The sequence below is a fragment of the Oceanidesulfovibrio marinus genome (assembly GCF_013085545.1).
Classification (GTDB): domain Bacteria; phylum Desulfobacterota; class Desulfovibrionia; order Desulfovibrionales; family Desulfovibrionaceae; genus Oceanidesulfovibrio; species Oceanidesulfovibrio marinus.
In genome coordinates, this window is record NZ_CP039543.1 from 4,367,800 (window position 1) to 4,382,094 (window position 14,295).

The following is a 14,295-nucleotide window of genomic DNA, read 5'->3' on the forward strand; positions in this document are numbered from 1 at the left end:
AAGCGGAAGGCGCTCCATCCAGGCGGAAGGTCATGGCGTGATGCGGGTGACGACCAGCGTCTCGTTGCGCACGCCCACGGGCCGTGCCGGGATCAGCCGACCCACCAGCGAAGGCTCCAACGTCTGGTCGAACACGCAGCTCAGGTACGTCTCCGAGGTACCCCTGGCTGTAGTGGCAGGGGTGGACGCGGCGTCTCCTGCGGACTCCAGCGCCACGGTCACGGCGTCCAGCTCCGTCTCGGCGTGCAGGAACGTGCGCTTCTTCTCCGCGGCGATGCCACGCAGAACCGCGGCGCGGCGTTTTTTCTCCTGAGGCGGCACATCATCACGCATGCCCGCTGCCACGGTGCCTTTTCTTGGCGAGAAAGGGAAGACATGCGCGTAGGTCAGTGGCAGGGCGCGGCAGAACTCCTCGCTCCTGGCGAAGTCCTCCGCGCTCTCGCCGGGGAAGCCTACGATGACGTCCACGCCCAGGCCAAAGCGCGGCCAGGTTGCGGAAAGCTCTTCCACAAAATGTTGAATCTGCTCCGGCGTGTAGTGGCTGCGGCGCATGGCGGACAGCACGCCGGGGCTGGCGCTTTGCAGGGAGACGTGCAGGTGCGGGCAGACCAGCGAGCAGCCGGCGATGGTCTCCAGGCCGGCGTCGGTGAGCAGCGAGGGGTCCAGCGAGGAAAGGCGCAGCCGTGCGCGGCCGGTCCACTCCGGCGCAAGCGCGGCGTCCAGCGCTGCGAGGAGGCTCCAGAAATCGCTCGGTGGATCGAGGTCCGGCCCGTACTGGCGCAGGTTCACGCCGCTGAGCATGATCTCGCGCACGCCGGAGCCGAGCAGCCGTCGCGCCTCGGCAATGACGGCGTCGGCCGGGCGGCTCACCGGGCCGCCGCGGGCGCGCGGCACGATGCAGTAGGCGCAGTTGTGGGAGCAGCCGTCCTGGACCACCAGATTGCCGCGGGCGCGCTCCGCCCCGGTCACGTGGAACTCTGTGGGAACTGTGGTGTTGGGAGATGCCGCCGCGGCGGCGTAGCGTGTGAGCAGCGCCGTCTTCTGCTTCTGGGGAACAATCTCGCTGACGCCGGCCAAGTCGGACAGCTCGTCGCGGCAGGCCTCGGCCGCGCAGCCCGTGAGCACGATGCGCGCCTTCGGGTTCTCGCGCACCAGGCGGGAGACGCGCTGGCGCAGGTCGCGGATGGCGCGGGCCGTGACCGCGCAGGAGTTCACCAGCAGCATGTGGGCCGTGGCCGGATCATCCGTCTCCTCCAGCCCGGCGGCGCGCCACGCCTCGCGCAGGGCCTGGCTCTCGTACTGATTCACCTTGCAGCCCATGGTCACGATGTGGAAGCGCTGCGTCATGCCGGCGTCTCTGTGGTGATGATGCCGCCGGCAAGCACCCGGCCGGAAGCGTCGTACACCGCAGCCACCTGCCCGGCTGCCGGCAGGGAGCGCGGCGTATCAAAGCGGATGTCGAGCCGGTCCTGCCCATACGACACACGAGCCGGCGCTGCCTGCTGGCGATAGCGCGTCTTGACCAGGGTCTTCTCAGGCCACTCAGTGGGCGGGACGAGCAAGTTCACCTGCCGGGCCGTGCAGCTGGCCGCCGTGGTCAGCTCCTTGGAGCCCACGATCAGTGCGTTGCGGGGCTGGTCCTTGCCGAGCACGTACAGGGGCTCCGCGTACGCCACGCCGATGCCGCGGCGCTGGCCTGGCGTGTAGCGGTGCAGCCCGCCATGCGTGCCCAGGCGTTCTCCGCTGGGCAGCTCGATGGGGCCGGCGTCGCAGAGCTCGGGCTGCCGCGCCTCGATAAAGGCCACATAGTCGTCGTCCGGCACAAAGCAGACCTCCTGGCTCTCGCCAGGCGCGGGCGGGGTGAGGCCGCGTTCCTGCAAGGCGGCCATGGTGTCACGCTTATAGCGCTCGCCCAGGGGAAAGATGGCGCAGGCCAGGGCGCGTTCCGGCACCAGAGACAGGAAGTAGGACTGGTCCTTGGCCGGGTCGGCACCGCAAAACAAGGCCGTGCGCTCCGGACCGTGCTCCAGCCTGGCGTAGTGGCCCGTGGCGATGTGCGACGCGCCGTGGCCGCGGGCCTCGTCCAGCAGCAGGCCGAACTTCACCTCGCGATTGCAGAGCGCACACGGATTGGGCGTGCGGCCGGCAGCGTACTCCGCCACAAACGGCCGGATGACCGCCTCTTCAAACCGGTCGCGTACGTCCGCGACCACCAGGCGCACGCTGAGCAAGGCGCAGACACGCTCCAGGTCCGCGCACAACCGCTGGTCCGCCTCGCGGATGAAAAGCCCATGGATGGCGATGACATTGTCCGGGCCGTACGTCTCCACCAGCAACGCCAGCGCCAGAAGACTGTCCCGACCGCCCGAGACCGCCACCGCGACCCGGCGCGGCTGGTGGGGGACGCTGTCCCCCAAGCCCCCTGCCAGGGGAACACTGTTCCCCTGGACCCCAGAAAAGGGTCCAGGGAGCCCTGCTCCCTGGCGGGTGCCCGAGGGCAGAGCCCTCGGAATATTGGGGCGAGTCAAGGCGTCCATATTCTTGGACACGAGACTCCTATCCGGGAATACCAGCCGGCTGTCCGATGGGTTCCACGGCCTGCTCCAGCAGGTGCGCGGTTTGGAAGAGGGTGGTCTCGTCAAAGGACTTGCCGATGAGTTGCAGGCCCACGGGCATGCCGGATTCGCCGCCGCGGCCCACGGGCAGCACGAGGCCGGGCAGGCCGGCGAGGTTGATGGACAGGGTGAAGATGTCCATGAGGTACATTTTGAGTGGGTCGTCCGTGAGCGCGCCGAGTGGCCAGGCCACGGTGGGCGAGGTAGCGCCGGCGAGCACGTCGCAGCCGTCCAGGGCGGCCAGGAAGTCGTCGCGGATGCGGCGGCGGACCTGCGCGGCCTTGCGGTAGTAGGCGTCGTAGTAGCCGGCGGAAAGGACGTAGGTGCCGATCATGATGCGGCGCTGGACCTCGTCGCCGAAGCCTTCGGTGCGGGAGCGCACGTAGAGGTCCATGAGGTCCTCGGGCTTTTCGGCGCGGCGGCCGTAGCGCACGCCATCGAAGCGGGCGAGGTTGGAGCTCGCCTCGGCCATGGCGATGATGTAGTAGGTGGGCACCGCGTACTTGGTCAGCGGCAGGGAGACCTCTTTGAGGGTGGCGCCGAGATCCTTGAGTGTGTCCAGACTTTTGGACAGGGTGCGCTCCACCTCGGGGTCCAGGCCTTCGCCCCAGTACTCCTTGGGCAGGCCCACGGTGAGGCCCTTCAGGTCGCCGCGCTCAGCCAGCAACCTGGCGTAGGGCTCCACGGGACAGTCTACGCTGGTGGAGTCCTTGGTGTCGTGGCCAGCCATGGTTTCCAGCATGATGGCGGCGTCCTCCACGGTGCGGCCAAAGGGGCCGGCCTGGTCCAGGGAGGAGCCGTAGGCCACCAGGCCGTAGCGCGAGACGCGGCCGTAGGTGGGCTTGATGCCGACGCAGCCGCAGAGGGAAGCGGGCAGGCGGATGGAGCCGCCGGTGTCCGTGCCCACGGAGGCGTAACACTGGTTGGCGCTGACCGTGGCGGCGGAGCCGCCGGAGGAGCCGCCGGGGATGCGGTCGGTATCCCAGGGGTTGCGGGTGACGCCGTAGTACGAGGTCTCTGTGGAGGAGCCCATGGCGAACTCGTCCAGGTTGGCTTTGCCGATGATGATCGCGCCGGCGTCCAGAAGTTTGGACACCAGGTGCGCGTCGTAGAAGGGCACGAAGTTTTCCAGGATGCGCGATCCGCAGGTGTTGGTAACGCCGGAGACGCAGATGAGGTCCTTGATGGCGATGGGCACGCCCCAGAGCGGCTTGTCCGGGTCAGGGCCGGCGGCGTCCAGGGCGTCGGCGCGGGCGCGGGCCTCCTCGGGCATGGGCCGGGTCAGGGCGTTGAGCGTGGCGTCGGTGGCTTCGATGCGGTCGAGGCAGGCGTCCACAACCTCGCGGGCGCTCACTTCCTTGCGCGCCAGCTTCTCACGGACGTTCTTCAGACTCAGGGTAACGAGATCGGACATTGTCGGCTCTGGAAAAGGCTTATTCGTCTGAGGTGGTGCGGCGGATCAGACGATCTTGGGAACGATGTAGAACGCGCCGTCATCCTGGGGCGCGTTGGAAAGGATCTGCTCGCGGGTGGCGCGGCGTTCGGCCGTATCCTCGCGGAACACTGTTTCATGCTCCACCGGGGAGTAGAGCGGTTCCACGCCGGTCACGTCCACCTCGGCGAGGATCTCCATGTGGCCGAGGATGTCGCCGAGCTGGCCGGCGTAGAGCGTGAGCTTCTCCGGGGAAGGCGCAAGCCGGGCCAGGCGGGCGATGCGGGCCACTTCTTCGGTGGAAAGGGACTGTTGATTCTGGCTCATGGCAGATTCGGTGTGGGTTGGCGTGTTTTCGGACCATAGACCGGCTGCTCGGGCTGGGCGGGCGCGCCGGTTGTGGCATCGTCGTACAGGGTAAAGCCTTGCAGCGTGGGCCGGAAGAGGAAGAGGTCCTGCTCGGCCATGCCCTGCGGGCTCCAGGTGATGGGGGCCTCGGCCCAGTTGATGAGCTGGGCGGACTCCTGCAGGCGCTGGTTCACGTCCTGGGCGGTCCATGCCTGGGGCAGGGTGCCGAAGGCGTTGGCAAAGCGGACGAAGTCGTATCCCAGGGCGACCCAGAAATCCACCTCGATGTTTTTCTGCGCTGCCTGGGTATCCATACTCTGCGCGGCCGGGGCCGTGTTGCCGGACCACCAGGCGCCGGGGAAGGCGGTGTAGCGGAAGTCGTTCTCCACCACATAGCTCTGGCGCGAGAGGGTTTGCGCCCAGAGGGCCGGGCCCAGCACCAGCACGTCGCCGCGCTTGTGGTAGACGAAGTTGGGCACGAGCATCTTGGCGTGCTCCCAGTCGCCGGGGATGAAGACCGCGTCGAACTGGGCGGTGGCCACGAGCTGGCCCACGATGTCGTACCAGCTGCTCTGGTCCTTGGGCGGGTAGGCGCGCATGGCAGTGATCTCCATGCCGCTCGCGCGGGCCTGCTCGGAGAAGAGCTCGCCCATTTTGCGGCCAAAGGGCTCATCCGGGTAGAGGATGGCCGCCTGGCGCACGCCATTGCGGGTAGCCGCGAAGTTGACCAGGGCGCGGACCTGGTCCTGCGGGCTGGAGAAGAAGCGCCACGCGTCGTAGCCCTCGGTGAGCTCGCCGGTGGAATTGAGGAACGTGAAGAACGCGCGGGACTGGAGCAGGCCGGAGTCCTGGAGCTGAGAGACCTCGCTGAGCCGCAGGGGACCGCCGATGATGTGGTACTGCGCGGGCAGGTCGCGCACCTTCTGAATCCAGTCGGCGGAGTCGGTGTTCAGGGCCTCCACGGCGACGTCGTAGCCCATGGAGGAGAGCTCGGCCTGGGCGAGGTTGGCGCCCTGCATGATCTTCCAGCCGATGGACTTGAACGGTCCGGACAGGGGCAGGGCCAGAGCCAGGCCCTCGACGCCCTCGTACTTCGGCGTTGCGGCCATGAAGACGCGGTCTGCCAGGGCCGGGTCGGCCAGCAGGGGCCGGATCGTGTCTACGATCTGCCGCGCCTGGAGCATGCCGCCCGGGGTTTTGGCCAGCCGGCGGGCGTGCTCCAGCTCGATGATGGTGGCCGGAAACGCGTTCTGCTGCGTGGGCGGAATGAGGAAGCCCATGGCGTCCAGGTTACTTTGGTCCACGGTGGCGAGCTCGTCGAAGAGCTTGCTCTCCAGCGTGGCCTGGAACTGCACTCCACGGGCAGGGAACTCTGCGGAGAGATCGTCGAGCACCTGCAGGGCGGACTGGAGGTCGGCCATGCGCCAGTAGTAACCGGCCAGGATGGCTCCTGCCTTGGCGCGCATCAGCGGCGGCAGGGAAGCGTCATCCACGATGCGGGCGGCGTTGGCCCGCTTGGCCTCGGTATCGCCCACGCCTTCTATGGCGCGCAGGTAGGCGTCCTGCCAGGGCGCGTACTGGGCGCCGCCGGGCACGGCCGCGCGGTAGGTTTCTATGTTGCCGATGACGGCGTGGAAGTGGCTGTTGGCCAGGGCGCTTTGCATGTAACGGTCCCAGGCCAGAACCCGCAGGTCCTGCGTCAGGTCGCTTTGTTGCAGCAGGCGCTGGTACAGCAATTCGCTTTCGCCCATGTCTCCGGCGCGCCAGGCGTTGTCGGCGCGTTGCTCCAGAGGCGCCTCCACGGCAGGGCCGGTCGGCTGTTGCGGAAGCGGGGCTTTCATGGGGCAACCGGCCGCGAAAAGCACGAGCAGCGCGCATGCGGCGAGGCAGCGTACGGTAGAGCGGGTCATGCGTGGGGATTTTTTCATGGTCTCGTGCGTTGGGGGGCAATGAAAAAAGGCCTAGTCGCCCGGCGAAAACACCGCGACGAACTAGGCCTTGTTATACCGTGCGCCTCACATTTGGCAAGGCGTGAGCGACGTTCTTTACTTGACTTCGGTGTAGTCGGCGTCCACCACGTCCTCGTCCTGACCGCCGCCTGCCTGCGGACCGGCTTCCGGACCGGGCTGGGCGCCGGCTTCAGGGCCGCCGGCCTGCTCCTGCTGCTGGGCGTAGAGCTGCTCGGCGAGCTTGTGGGAAGCCTGGGCGAGCTCGTCGGAGGCCTTCTTGATGGCCTCGACGTCGTCGCTCTCCTTGAGGTTCTTGAGGGCCTCGACCTTGGACTCGATATCCGCCTTGAGCGCCGCGTCGAGCTTGTCGCCGAGGTCCGCGATGGACTTCTCGGTGGAGTAGATCAGGGTATCCGCCTGGTTGCGGACCTCGATCAACTCGCGCTTCTTCTTGTCCTCTTCGGCGTGGGACTCGGCGTCCTTGATCAGGTTCTCGATCTCGGACTCGGACAGGCCGGAAGAGGCGGTGATGCGGATGGACTGCTCCTTGCCGGTGCCCATGTCCTTGGCCGAGACGTTGACGATGCCGTTGGCGTCGATGTCAAAGGTGACCTCGACCTGCGGGATGCCGCGGGGCGCCGGCGGGATGCCGGTGAGCTCGAAGCGGCCCAGGGTCTTGTTGTCGCCGGCCATGGGGCGTTCGCCCTGGAGCACGTGGATGGAGACCGAGGGCTGGTTGTCCGCCGCCGTGGTGAAGACCTGGCTCTTGCGCGTGGGGATGGTGGTGTTGCGCTCGATGAGCGGGGTCATCACGCCGCCGAGGGTCTCGATGCCGAGGGTCAGCGGGGTGACGTCGAGGAGCAGCACGTCCTTGACGTCGCCGGCCAGGATGCCGCCCTGGATGGCGGCGCCCATGGCGACCACCTCGTCCGGGTTCACGGAGCGGTTGGGCTCTCTGCCGAAGAACTCCTGAACCTTCTGCTGGACCAGGGGCATACGGGTCATGCCGCCCACGAGAACGACCTCGTCGATCTCGGAGTTCTTGAGGCCGGCGTCCTCGATGGCCTTCTTGCAGGGGCCCATGGTGCGGTCGACCAGGTCGCCCACCAGGGACTCGAGCTTGGCGCGGCCGAGCTTGATCATGAGGTGCTTGGGACCGGACTGGTCGGCAGTGATGAAGGGCAGGTTGATCTCCGACTCCATGGAGGAGGAGAGCTCCTTCTTGGCCTTCTCCGCGGCCTCCTTGAGGCGCTGCAGGGCCATGCGGTCCTTGGAGAGGTCGATGCCGTTCTCCTTCTTGAACTCCTCCACCAGCCAGTTGATGATGCGCTGGTCGAAGTCCTCGCCGCCGAGGAAGGTGTCGCCGTTGGTGGCGCGGACTTCCACGACGTTGTCGCCGACTTCGAGGATGGAGATATCAAAGGTGCCGCCGCCGAGGTCGAAGACCGCGATTTTCTCGTTGGCCTTCTTGTCGAAGCCGTAAGCCAGGGACGCGGCCGTGGGCTCGTTGATGATGCGCTTGACGTCCAGACCGGCGATGCGGCCGGCGTCTTTGGTGGCCTGGCGCTGCGAGTCGTTGAAGTACGCGGGCACGGTGATGACCGCCTCGGTGACGGTCTCGCCCAGGTAGGACTCGGCGTCGGACTTGAGCTTGCCCAGGATCATGGCCGAGATCTCGGCCGGGCTGTATTTCTTGCCGGCAACCTCGACATAGGCGTCGCCGTTGGAGCCGGGCACGATCTTATAGGGGGAATGCTTCTCCCACTCCTTGACCTGTGCGGCGTCCGCCTTGCGGCCCATGAGGCGCTTGATGGCGAAGACGGTGCGCTCCGGGTTGGTCACGGACTGGCGCTTGGCGATCTCGCCGACGAGGCGTTCCTTGTCGGTAAAGGCGACGATGGACGGCGTGGTGCGGCCGCCCTCGGGGTTGGTCACGCACTTGGCTTCCTTGCCCTCCATCACATAGACGCAGGAGTTCGTGGTGCCGAGGTCGATTCCGATAATTTTACCCATATGAGTATACCTCCTCCCAAATGTTCTTTCTAATGCTATGCGCGTGTATGGCGCGAAGAGTGACGAAACAGCGTTACATTTTCAAAAGCAATCAACACATATTAAACCATCATTCCCCTACGTCCAGGGGGGAAAGCGGAATTTTTTTACTCCGCGGCGCGGGAGATGGTGACCTTGGCCGGCCGCAGCAGGCGATCCTTGAGGATATAGCCCTTCTGCAGCACGGTGCAGACGTGCTCGGGCGCCATGTCCTGGCGCTCCTCGTGGCCTATGGCTTCATGCTTTTCGGGGTTGAAGGGCTCGCCCACCTCGCCCACCGGCGTCAGGCCCTGGCGGCTCAGGATGTCGAGGAAGATCTTGCGGGTCATGTCCACGCCCAGGACAAAGTCCTTGCACGCCTCCACCTTGGCGCCGTGCTCCAGGGCCAGGTCCATGTTGTCCAGCACCGGCAGGAGATCGGCCAGCAGGCCCTCGTTGGCGAACTTGCAGAAGTCGTCCTTTTCGCGGGCCAGGCGTTTCTTGAAGTTGTCCATCTCGGCCAGGCTGCGCAACCGTTCCTCGTCAGCCTGCTCCTTCTCGTCGCAGCTCTTGCAGACGCGTTCCTTGCAAAGGGCGACGAGCTCCTCGTCCGTCAGCTGTATTTCCTCGGGCGCAACGCCTTGCTCTTTCCGCCCGTTTTTCGCGGTGTCACCGTCTTTGTTCACGGGGATTTCCACGCGGCTGTCTCCTGACATGGGACATGCCTCCTCGTCACAGGGTGAAAGGTTGTCAAAAGGACGCCGGCTTGGGAGCCGGCGTTAGAATCGTTCTTTGAGCATGTCTGTAAGCGTTTTCGCGATACAGTCAACCAGTGGGAGCACATTGGCGTAGTCCATGCGCACCGGGCCCATGACTCCGACGACCCCCAGGGGCTGGCCGAACTCGCCATACGGAGAGGATACGAGGGAGCACTCCTCCAGCTGGTCCATGTGGACGTCGGCACAGAAGGTGACCTTGATGCCTTCGTGGGCAATGGTCTTGTCCAGCAGCTCCAGCAGGCGGCTGCGCTCCTCCAGCAGGCTGAAGATCTCGCGCATCTTCTCCACCTCGGCGAACTCGGCGTGGGCAAAGAGGTTGGTGGCGCCGTCCACGATGACGTCCCTGGCCGTGGGCTCGTCGAAGGTGGAGCGGGCCAGGCGCAGGGCTTTGCGGGAAAGGGCCTCGATCTGGCGGCGGGCGCTCTGGAGCTCGCGGTGGATGAGCAGGCGCGCATGGGACAGGGAGCGGCCGCGGAAGTGCTCGTTGAGGTAGTTGGAGAACTTCACGAGGTCGTCCTGGTTGTACACCTCGCCCACCGGGATGAGCTTGTTCTGCACGGTGCCGCCTTCGAGCACGAGCACGGCCAGGACCAGGCCGGGCTTGATGAGCACGAAGTCGATCTCCTTCCAGCGCGCCTCGTCGTGGCTGGGGGCCACGATCATGCAGATCTGGTTGGTCATGGTGGAGGCGAGCCTGGAAGCCTCGGTGAGGATGTCCTTGAGGTCGAGCCCGGCGCCGGAAAGAGTCTGGCCGATCCTGTCCTTGAGCTGGGGCGGCAGGGGGTGGGGCATGAGCTGGGAGCCCAGGTAGAAGCGGAAGGCCTCTGGCGTGGGGATGCGTCCGGCCGAGGTGTGGGGCTGGGCCAGGTAGCCCTTTTCCGTGAGGTCGGCCATGACGTTGCGCATGGAGGCCGGCGAGAGCGACAGACCCGACTTTTTGGAGACCATCCGGGAGCCCACGGGCGCTCCCGTGGCGATGTACTCCTCGATGATGGTCTTCAGGACGTCGATCTCTCTTTGAACCAGTTCTTCCATGGCTGAACCCCGATATGCGTCGCCCGCAGCAAAAAGGAACGGCGCAACGCGCCGGATACCGCAGGAAGGGTGCCGATGCTCCCTGAGTAGAAGTTTTATTATAAATTTAAGTTGTTGGGGGGCGGCACTGACGACTGTTAAAACGGGTAACAACGGCTCTACCCCCTGTCAAGAAGCATGGGCGCGGGACGGCCGCGACAACGCTGCGGGAGGTGGGCTAAACGTCCTGTCCTTGTTGACAAATTGATGACATCCCAATATATGGGATACAGCAGGTGGTTAAGGCCAAACCCGTCGCGAGACGGGGACGGAAAGCCACGGGTCTCATGCCCTTGATTCGTAAGCGGTTTCCCATGCGTTAAGGGGGTATGGGAGATGGCCGGGTTGCCCACGTGCTGGTGCGCATGCGTTTCGTCATGAGGCTGCTGTGTGTTCCAGCGATGATTCATTTCCGGCGCTTCCGTGGCGATGATCAATGTGAACGGAAGAGACTGCCGTGAAACCCAAGCGGTCCGTCGAGCATGTCGTCACGGATTTATTCGCTTTTCTCGGAACATACGATTGCCGGGACGAGCGGCGTATCCTTGCGCTCGACGCCAAGCCGCCCCAGGTCTTCCGTACCTTCTACGCCTCCTATCTGCCTCTCATCGTTACACTCTGGATTCAAGCCCTGCAGTATAACCAGCCAGGGAACGCGGACGCCGTCAGCCAGGCGTTTCTCGACGAGTTCCATGCGCGCATGAGCCGCCTGGGCTCCAGGAGCCTGGCGGACGAGGTGCTGCGCGGCGTGGCCGGGTTGCCCAAGCTGCTCCAGCGCGAGAACGGCGTGGTCCTCGTGGCCGCCGCCTGCGTGGAGAGCATGACCAACGGCAACATCCCCAAGAAGGGCAAGCGCGCCAGTCTGCTGACCCAGAAGATCCTCAAGATACTGCAATTTTTCATTACTCGGCTCGGCGCGTACGAGGTCGTGCACCAGAGTTCCGTGCCCGTGCCGTACGTGACCACCTTCTTTGCCAACGGCAATGGCGACGGAACCGGCCCGGCGGCAACACCCCCCGCACCCGCCAAGACCGCCCGGACCCCTGCCGCGGCATCGCGGTCCGCCGCAAAAGCCGCTGCCAAACCTGCCGCCGCAGCCGCTGAGAGCATCGTCGCCAAGCCCGAAAAGCCGTCCTCGCCTCTTCCAGAGCTGGACGAGCCGCCGCCGGTGTGGGCCAAGGATCCGAGTGCGGAAAACAAGCCCACGCCGCCCGAGCCGATGACGCCCAAGGAGCTGCCGCCCGAGCCGATGACATCCGATGAGCCGTCCCTTGCCGAGATCGAGGAGGTCTGGACCGGGGATGAGCAGGGCGCTGCAGCACCGTCCGTGCAGAAGACGCTCCAGGCTGCGGTAGAACAGCCGGCGGTAGAGGACGCTGCTCCAGCGCCTGTGCCGGAGCCTGCATCCGAAGCCCCGAAGGTCGCGCCTGCGGCCGCACCTGCAGCCAGGCCGGTTGCGGCTCCCAAGGCCGAAGCGGCAGAGCCGGTCGCCATGGCCGACGCTCCGGACGACCCCTTTGCCGACGATGACGACGAGGACATGTTCGTGGTGGACGCCGAGGAGACCGACGACGACATCTTTGCCGACGCTGGCTGGGACGAGCCCGACGACGAGGACGAGGGTGTCGGCGCTGGCGATCCCTACAACGAACTCGGCATCGGTGACGGCGACGAACCGGCCGTGGATGCGGACATGTCCGGCTTCGAGTTCGAAGAGCAGGAAGAAGAGAAGCACAACCCCGGCATCGATGTGGACGAGTTCCACGACGTCATCAACCGCGTGGTCACCGAAGTGCTCAGCTCCCAAACCGACAGCGACCCCGATTCCCGCAATCTCTGATTCGTAATCACCGCAGCACTGCTCTTTTGCCCTGTGGCGGCGTCAGGCTCGTTCCGCCCGAAGGTCGAATAGTATTGAGGGCTTTGCCCTCAAACTCCCACCAGGGAGCTAAGCTCCCTGACTCGCCCCGTCCTGGGGCTCGCCGCTTCGCGGTCGGTTCGCGTTGCTCACCGTTCCGATTCTCCTTTCCTGGAGAATCGTGAACCCATTTCTGGGGTCCAGGGGAATTGAATTCCCCTGGCAGGGGGCCTGGGGGACGGCGTCCCCCAGAGATTTCGTAGCCATTGCAAATTGTCCAGCTATCAGCGCAGGCAGGTGGCCAGGCGGAGCACGCCGGCCAGGAAGCAGATCCAGGCGAGGGTGGTGTGCCCCTGGAACGACGCGCCCTGCAGGAACACGGCGGCCAGGATAAGGCCGACGCCTGCGACCACGGGCCGCAGCAGCTTGGCGATGCGGACCTCCAGGACCTCCACGGTTTCGTTGTTCAGCCGCACGCGCATGGAGCCGTCGGAAAGGTCGGTGATGATGGTCTTGATCCGCCGCAGGGTGAGCGGCAGGCTGGTGAGCTCCTTCTTCAGATTTGGGAAGAGTCTGGCTTCCTCGCCGAGAGCGCGGTCCAGGTTTTTCACCAGCACGGGCAGGATGTCTTTGACGCCGTTGTAGTTGTCCAGGAAATTGGTGCCCAGACCTTCGATGAGCGCGCTGGCCCGCAGCACGTAGATGACCTCCTGTGGCAGCTTGAAGGGCAGGTCGCGCATGGAGTCCAGCACGTCCAGGGCCAGGGCCTGCATGCTGGAGGCGCTGAGGTTCTGGTTGGAGAAGATGGAGAACATGCGCTCGGCGAACTCGCGGATCTCGTCCTCCGGCGCCGAGGCCGCGACCACGCCGAGGCGTTTGCACGCCGCCACGTACACGTCGTAGTCGCGGTCGTGCGCGGCCTTGACGTACTCGATCATGGCGATGCGCGTGTGCTCCGGCAGCCGCTTGACCATGCCGTAGTCCAGCAGCACGAGCCGGCCGTCGTCCTGCACCAGCAGGTTGCCGGGGTGGGGATCGCAGTGGAAGAAGCCCTGCACCAGCATCTGTTCGGTGTAGAACTCGATGACCTTGTGTACGAGGCGTTCGAAGTCGATGCCCTTGGCCTGGAGCGCGACCACGTTGTCGATGCGCGTGCCGCGTTCAAAGCTCATGACCAGGGCGTCGGACGAGGAGTACTCCGCGTAGTAGTCCGGCAGCCGCACGTCTATGTGGCTGTATTTTTCCTTGAACCTGCGCAGGTTCTCCAGCTCGATGGCCATATCGGCCTCGCGCACGATCATCACGGCGAACTCGGCGATGATCGCCTCCAGGGAGTTGCGCGTGTAGCGGCTGAAAAAGGGCCGGAACACGAAGAGCAGCCCACGCAGGATGCGCAGGTCCAGCCGTACCCGGTGCTCGATGTTCTTGCGGCGGATCTTCACCGCCACCTTGACCTCGCCGGGCAGCAGGGCGGCGTGCACCTGGCCGATGGAGGCCGAGGCAATGGGCCGCTGGTCGAACCAGATGAACGGCGGCGATTCCCCGAAGGCCCGGCGGTACATGATTTCGAGATCGGCCTCGGGCATGGGCGCAACCTCGTCGTGGATGGTGCGCAGCTCGGCCAGGTACTCCGGGCTGAAGAAGTCCGCGCGGGTAGCCAGCACCTGGGCCAGCTTGATGAAGCAGACGCCGAGATCCAGGATGGATTCCTTGAGCGCGTCCGGGGGCAGGGGCCGGAGCAGCAGAAAGCGCTCCTTGGCCCGGATGATGAGGAAGACGGTGTGGAGGATGCGGAAGGCTTTCCAGACGCGCAACGGAATGCGCACCGTGGAGAGCAGGGCGGCCCGGACCGGGTGCTCGACGTGCGAGTCCCGGCCCGGGGATGGTGCGTGGTCCATCAGCCTGTGATCAGGATGCGGACTTGCTCTGCTTGAGCAGCTTTTCGAGCTTCTTGATATCGTCCTTGGTGGCGACGCCGAAGTCGTTGAGAACCTCGCGGACCGAGTCCTTCATGCTCTTTTCCCAATCATCGCGTTCCTTTTGGGCGCGCTCCTTGGCGTCCTCCATGAACTTGCGGGCTTCCTCGCGGCTGATGTCGCCTTTTTCCGTGATGTCGTTCAGGAGCTCTTCCACACGATCCTTGGCCATGAAGGCCGCGCCAAGGCCCATGTAGAGTAGATCTTTCGGCTGCATGTACGTTTCTCCTTGC

The 14,295-nt window shown here is 65.4% G+C and carries 11 protein-coding genes and 1 riboswitch; of the genes, 1 reads left to right on the plus strand and 10 read right to left on the minus strand.

The features are described from left to right. Nucleotides 1–30: 30 nt before the first annotated feature. The 8 genes from E8L03_RS19160 to hrcA all read right to left on the minus strand — a co-directional run bounded on the left by E8L03_RS19160 (nt 31) and on the right by hrcA (nt 10,189). Nucleotides 31–1,347: a MiaB/RimO family radical SAM methylthiotransferase gene (locus tag E8L03_RS19160; protein ID WP_171268226.1), complete on the minus strand. Its 1,317-nt coding sequence runs from the start codon at nt 1,345–1,347 to the stop codon at nt 31–33. Further along, nucleotides 1,344–2,417: a tRNA 2-thiouridine(34) synthase MnmA gene (gene mnmA, locus E8L03_RS19165; protein WP_244963584.1), complete on the minus strand. Its 1,074-nt coding sequence runs from the start codon at nt 2,415–2,417 to the stop codon at nt 1,344–1,346. Before mnmA ends, E8L03_RS19160 begins: the two co-directional genes overlap by 4 nt. Nucleotides 2,418–2,556: 139 nt before the next feature. Then, nucleotides 2,557–4,029, minus strand: coding sequence for an Asp-tRNA(Asn)/Glu-tRNA(Gln) amidotransferase subunit GatA (gene gatA / locus E8L03_RS19170; protein ID WP_171268227.1), 1,473 nt, complete (start codon nt 4,027–4,029; stop codon nt 2,557–2,559). 45 nt (nt 4,030–4,074) lie between these two features. Then, nucleotides 4,075–4,374, minus strand: a complete 300-nt coding sequence (gene gatC, locus E8L03_RS19175; RefSeq protein ID WP_144307298.1) for an Asp-tRNA(Asn)/Glu-tRNA(Gln) amidotransferase subunit GatC — start codon at nt 4,372–4,374, stop codon at nt 4,075–4,077. After that, nucleotides 4,371–6,323 (minus strand): penicillin-binding protein activator, encoded by a 1,953-nt coding sequence (locus E8L03_RS19180; protein WP_144307297.1) that lies wholly within the window; start codon nt 6,321–6,323, stop codon nt 4,371–4,373. Before E8L03_RS19180 ends, gatC begins: the two co-directional genes overlap by 4 nt. Before the next feature lie 117 nt (nt 6,324–6,440). Further along, on the minus strand, nt 6,441–8,357 hold the full coding sequence (gene dnaK / locus E8L03_RS19185; RefSeq protein WP_144307296.1) for a molecular chaperone DnaK: 1,917 nt from the start codon (nt 8,355–8,357) through the stop codon (nt 6,441–6,443). Nucleotides 8,358–8,503: 146 nt separating this feature from the next. Continuing rightward, on the minus strand, nt 8,504–9,091 hold the full coding sequence (locus E8L03_RS19190) for a nucleotide exchange factor GrpE (RefSeq protein ID WP_144307295.1): 588 nt from the start codon (nt 9,089–9,091) through the stop codon (nt 8,504–8,506). Between the two features lie 63 nt (nt 9,092–9,154). Further along, nucleotides 9,155–10,189, minus strand: a complete 1,035-nt coding sequence (hrcA, locus tag E8L03_RS19195; RefSeq protein WP_144307294.1) for a heat-inducible transcriptional repressor HrcA — start codon at nt 10,187–10,189, stop codon at nt 9,155–9,157. A 274-nt stretch (nt 10,190–10,463) separates the two neighbouring features. Beyond that, nucleotides 10,464–10,581: riboswitch (cyclic di-GMP riboswitch) on the plus strand. Nucleotides 10,582–10,685: 104 nt separating this feature from the next. Here hrcA and E8L03_RS19200 point away from each other — a divergent pair. After that, nucleotides 10,686–12,068, plus strand: coding sequence for a hypothetical protein (locus tag E8L03_RS19200; protein ID WP_171268228.1), 1,383 nt, complete (start codon nt 10,686–10,688; stop codon nt 12,066–12,068). Between the two features lie 302 nt (nt 12,069–12,370). Here the strand turns inward: E8L03_RS19200 and E8L03_RS19205 are convergent, their stop codons facing one another. After that, on the minus strand, nt 12,371–13,984 hold the full coding sequence (locus tag E8L03_RS19205; RefSeq protein WP_144307292.1) for an ABC1 kinase family protein: 1,614 nt from the start codon (nt 13,982–13,984) through the stop codon (nt 12,371–12,373). Between the two features lie 10 nt (nt 13,985–13,994). Then, complete coding sequence (locus E8L03_RS19210) at nt 13,995–14,279, minus strand: phasin family protein (protein WP_144307291.1); 285 nt, start codon at nt 14,277–14,279, stop codon at nt 13,995–13,997. Between the last annotated feature and the right edge of the window lie 16 nt (nt 14,280–14,295).

What these genes read in the sequence shown, in the direction of transcription:
- E8L03_RS19160 (WP_171268226.1), bottom strand. Translation starts at nt 1,347, where the DNA reads ATGACGCAGCGCTTCCACATCGTGACCATGGGCTGCAAGGTGAATCAG.
- gatA (WP_171268227.1), bottom strand. Translation starts at nt 4,029, where the DNA reads ATGTCCGATCTCGTTACCCTGAGTCTGAAGAACGTCCGTGAGAAGCTG.
- gatC (WP_144307298.1), bottom strand. Translation starts at nt 4,374, where the DNA reads ATGAGCCAGAATCAACAGTCCCTTTCCACCGAAGAAGTGGCCCGCATC.
- E8L03_RS19180 (WP_144307297.1), bottom strand. Translation starts at nt 6,323, where the DNA reads ATGAAAAAATCCCCACGCATGACCCGCTCTACCGTACGCTGCCTCGCC.
- dnaK (WP_144307296.1), bottom strand. Translation starts at nt 8,357, where the DNA reads ATGGGTAAAATTATCGGAATCGACCTCGGCACCACGAACTCCTGCGTC.
- E8L03_RS19190 (WP_144307295.1), bottom strand. Translation starts at nt 9,091, where the DNA reads ATGTCAGGAGACAGCCGCGTGGAAATCCCCGTGAACAAAGACGGTGAC.
- hrcA (WP_144307294.1), bottom strand. Translation starts at nt 10,189, where the DNA reads ATGGAAGAACTGGTTCAAAGAGAGATCGACGTCCTGAAGACCATCATC.
- E8L03_RS19205 (WP_144307292.1), bottom strand. Translation starts at nt 13,984, where the DNA reads ATGGACCACGCACCATCCCCGGGCCGGGACTCGCACGTCGAGCACCCG.
- E8L03_RS19210 (WP_144307291.1), bottom strand. Translation starts at nt 14,279, where the DNA reads ATGCAGCCGAAAGATCTACTCTACATGGGCCTTGGCGCGGCCTTCATG.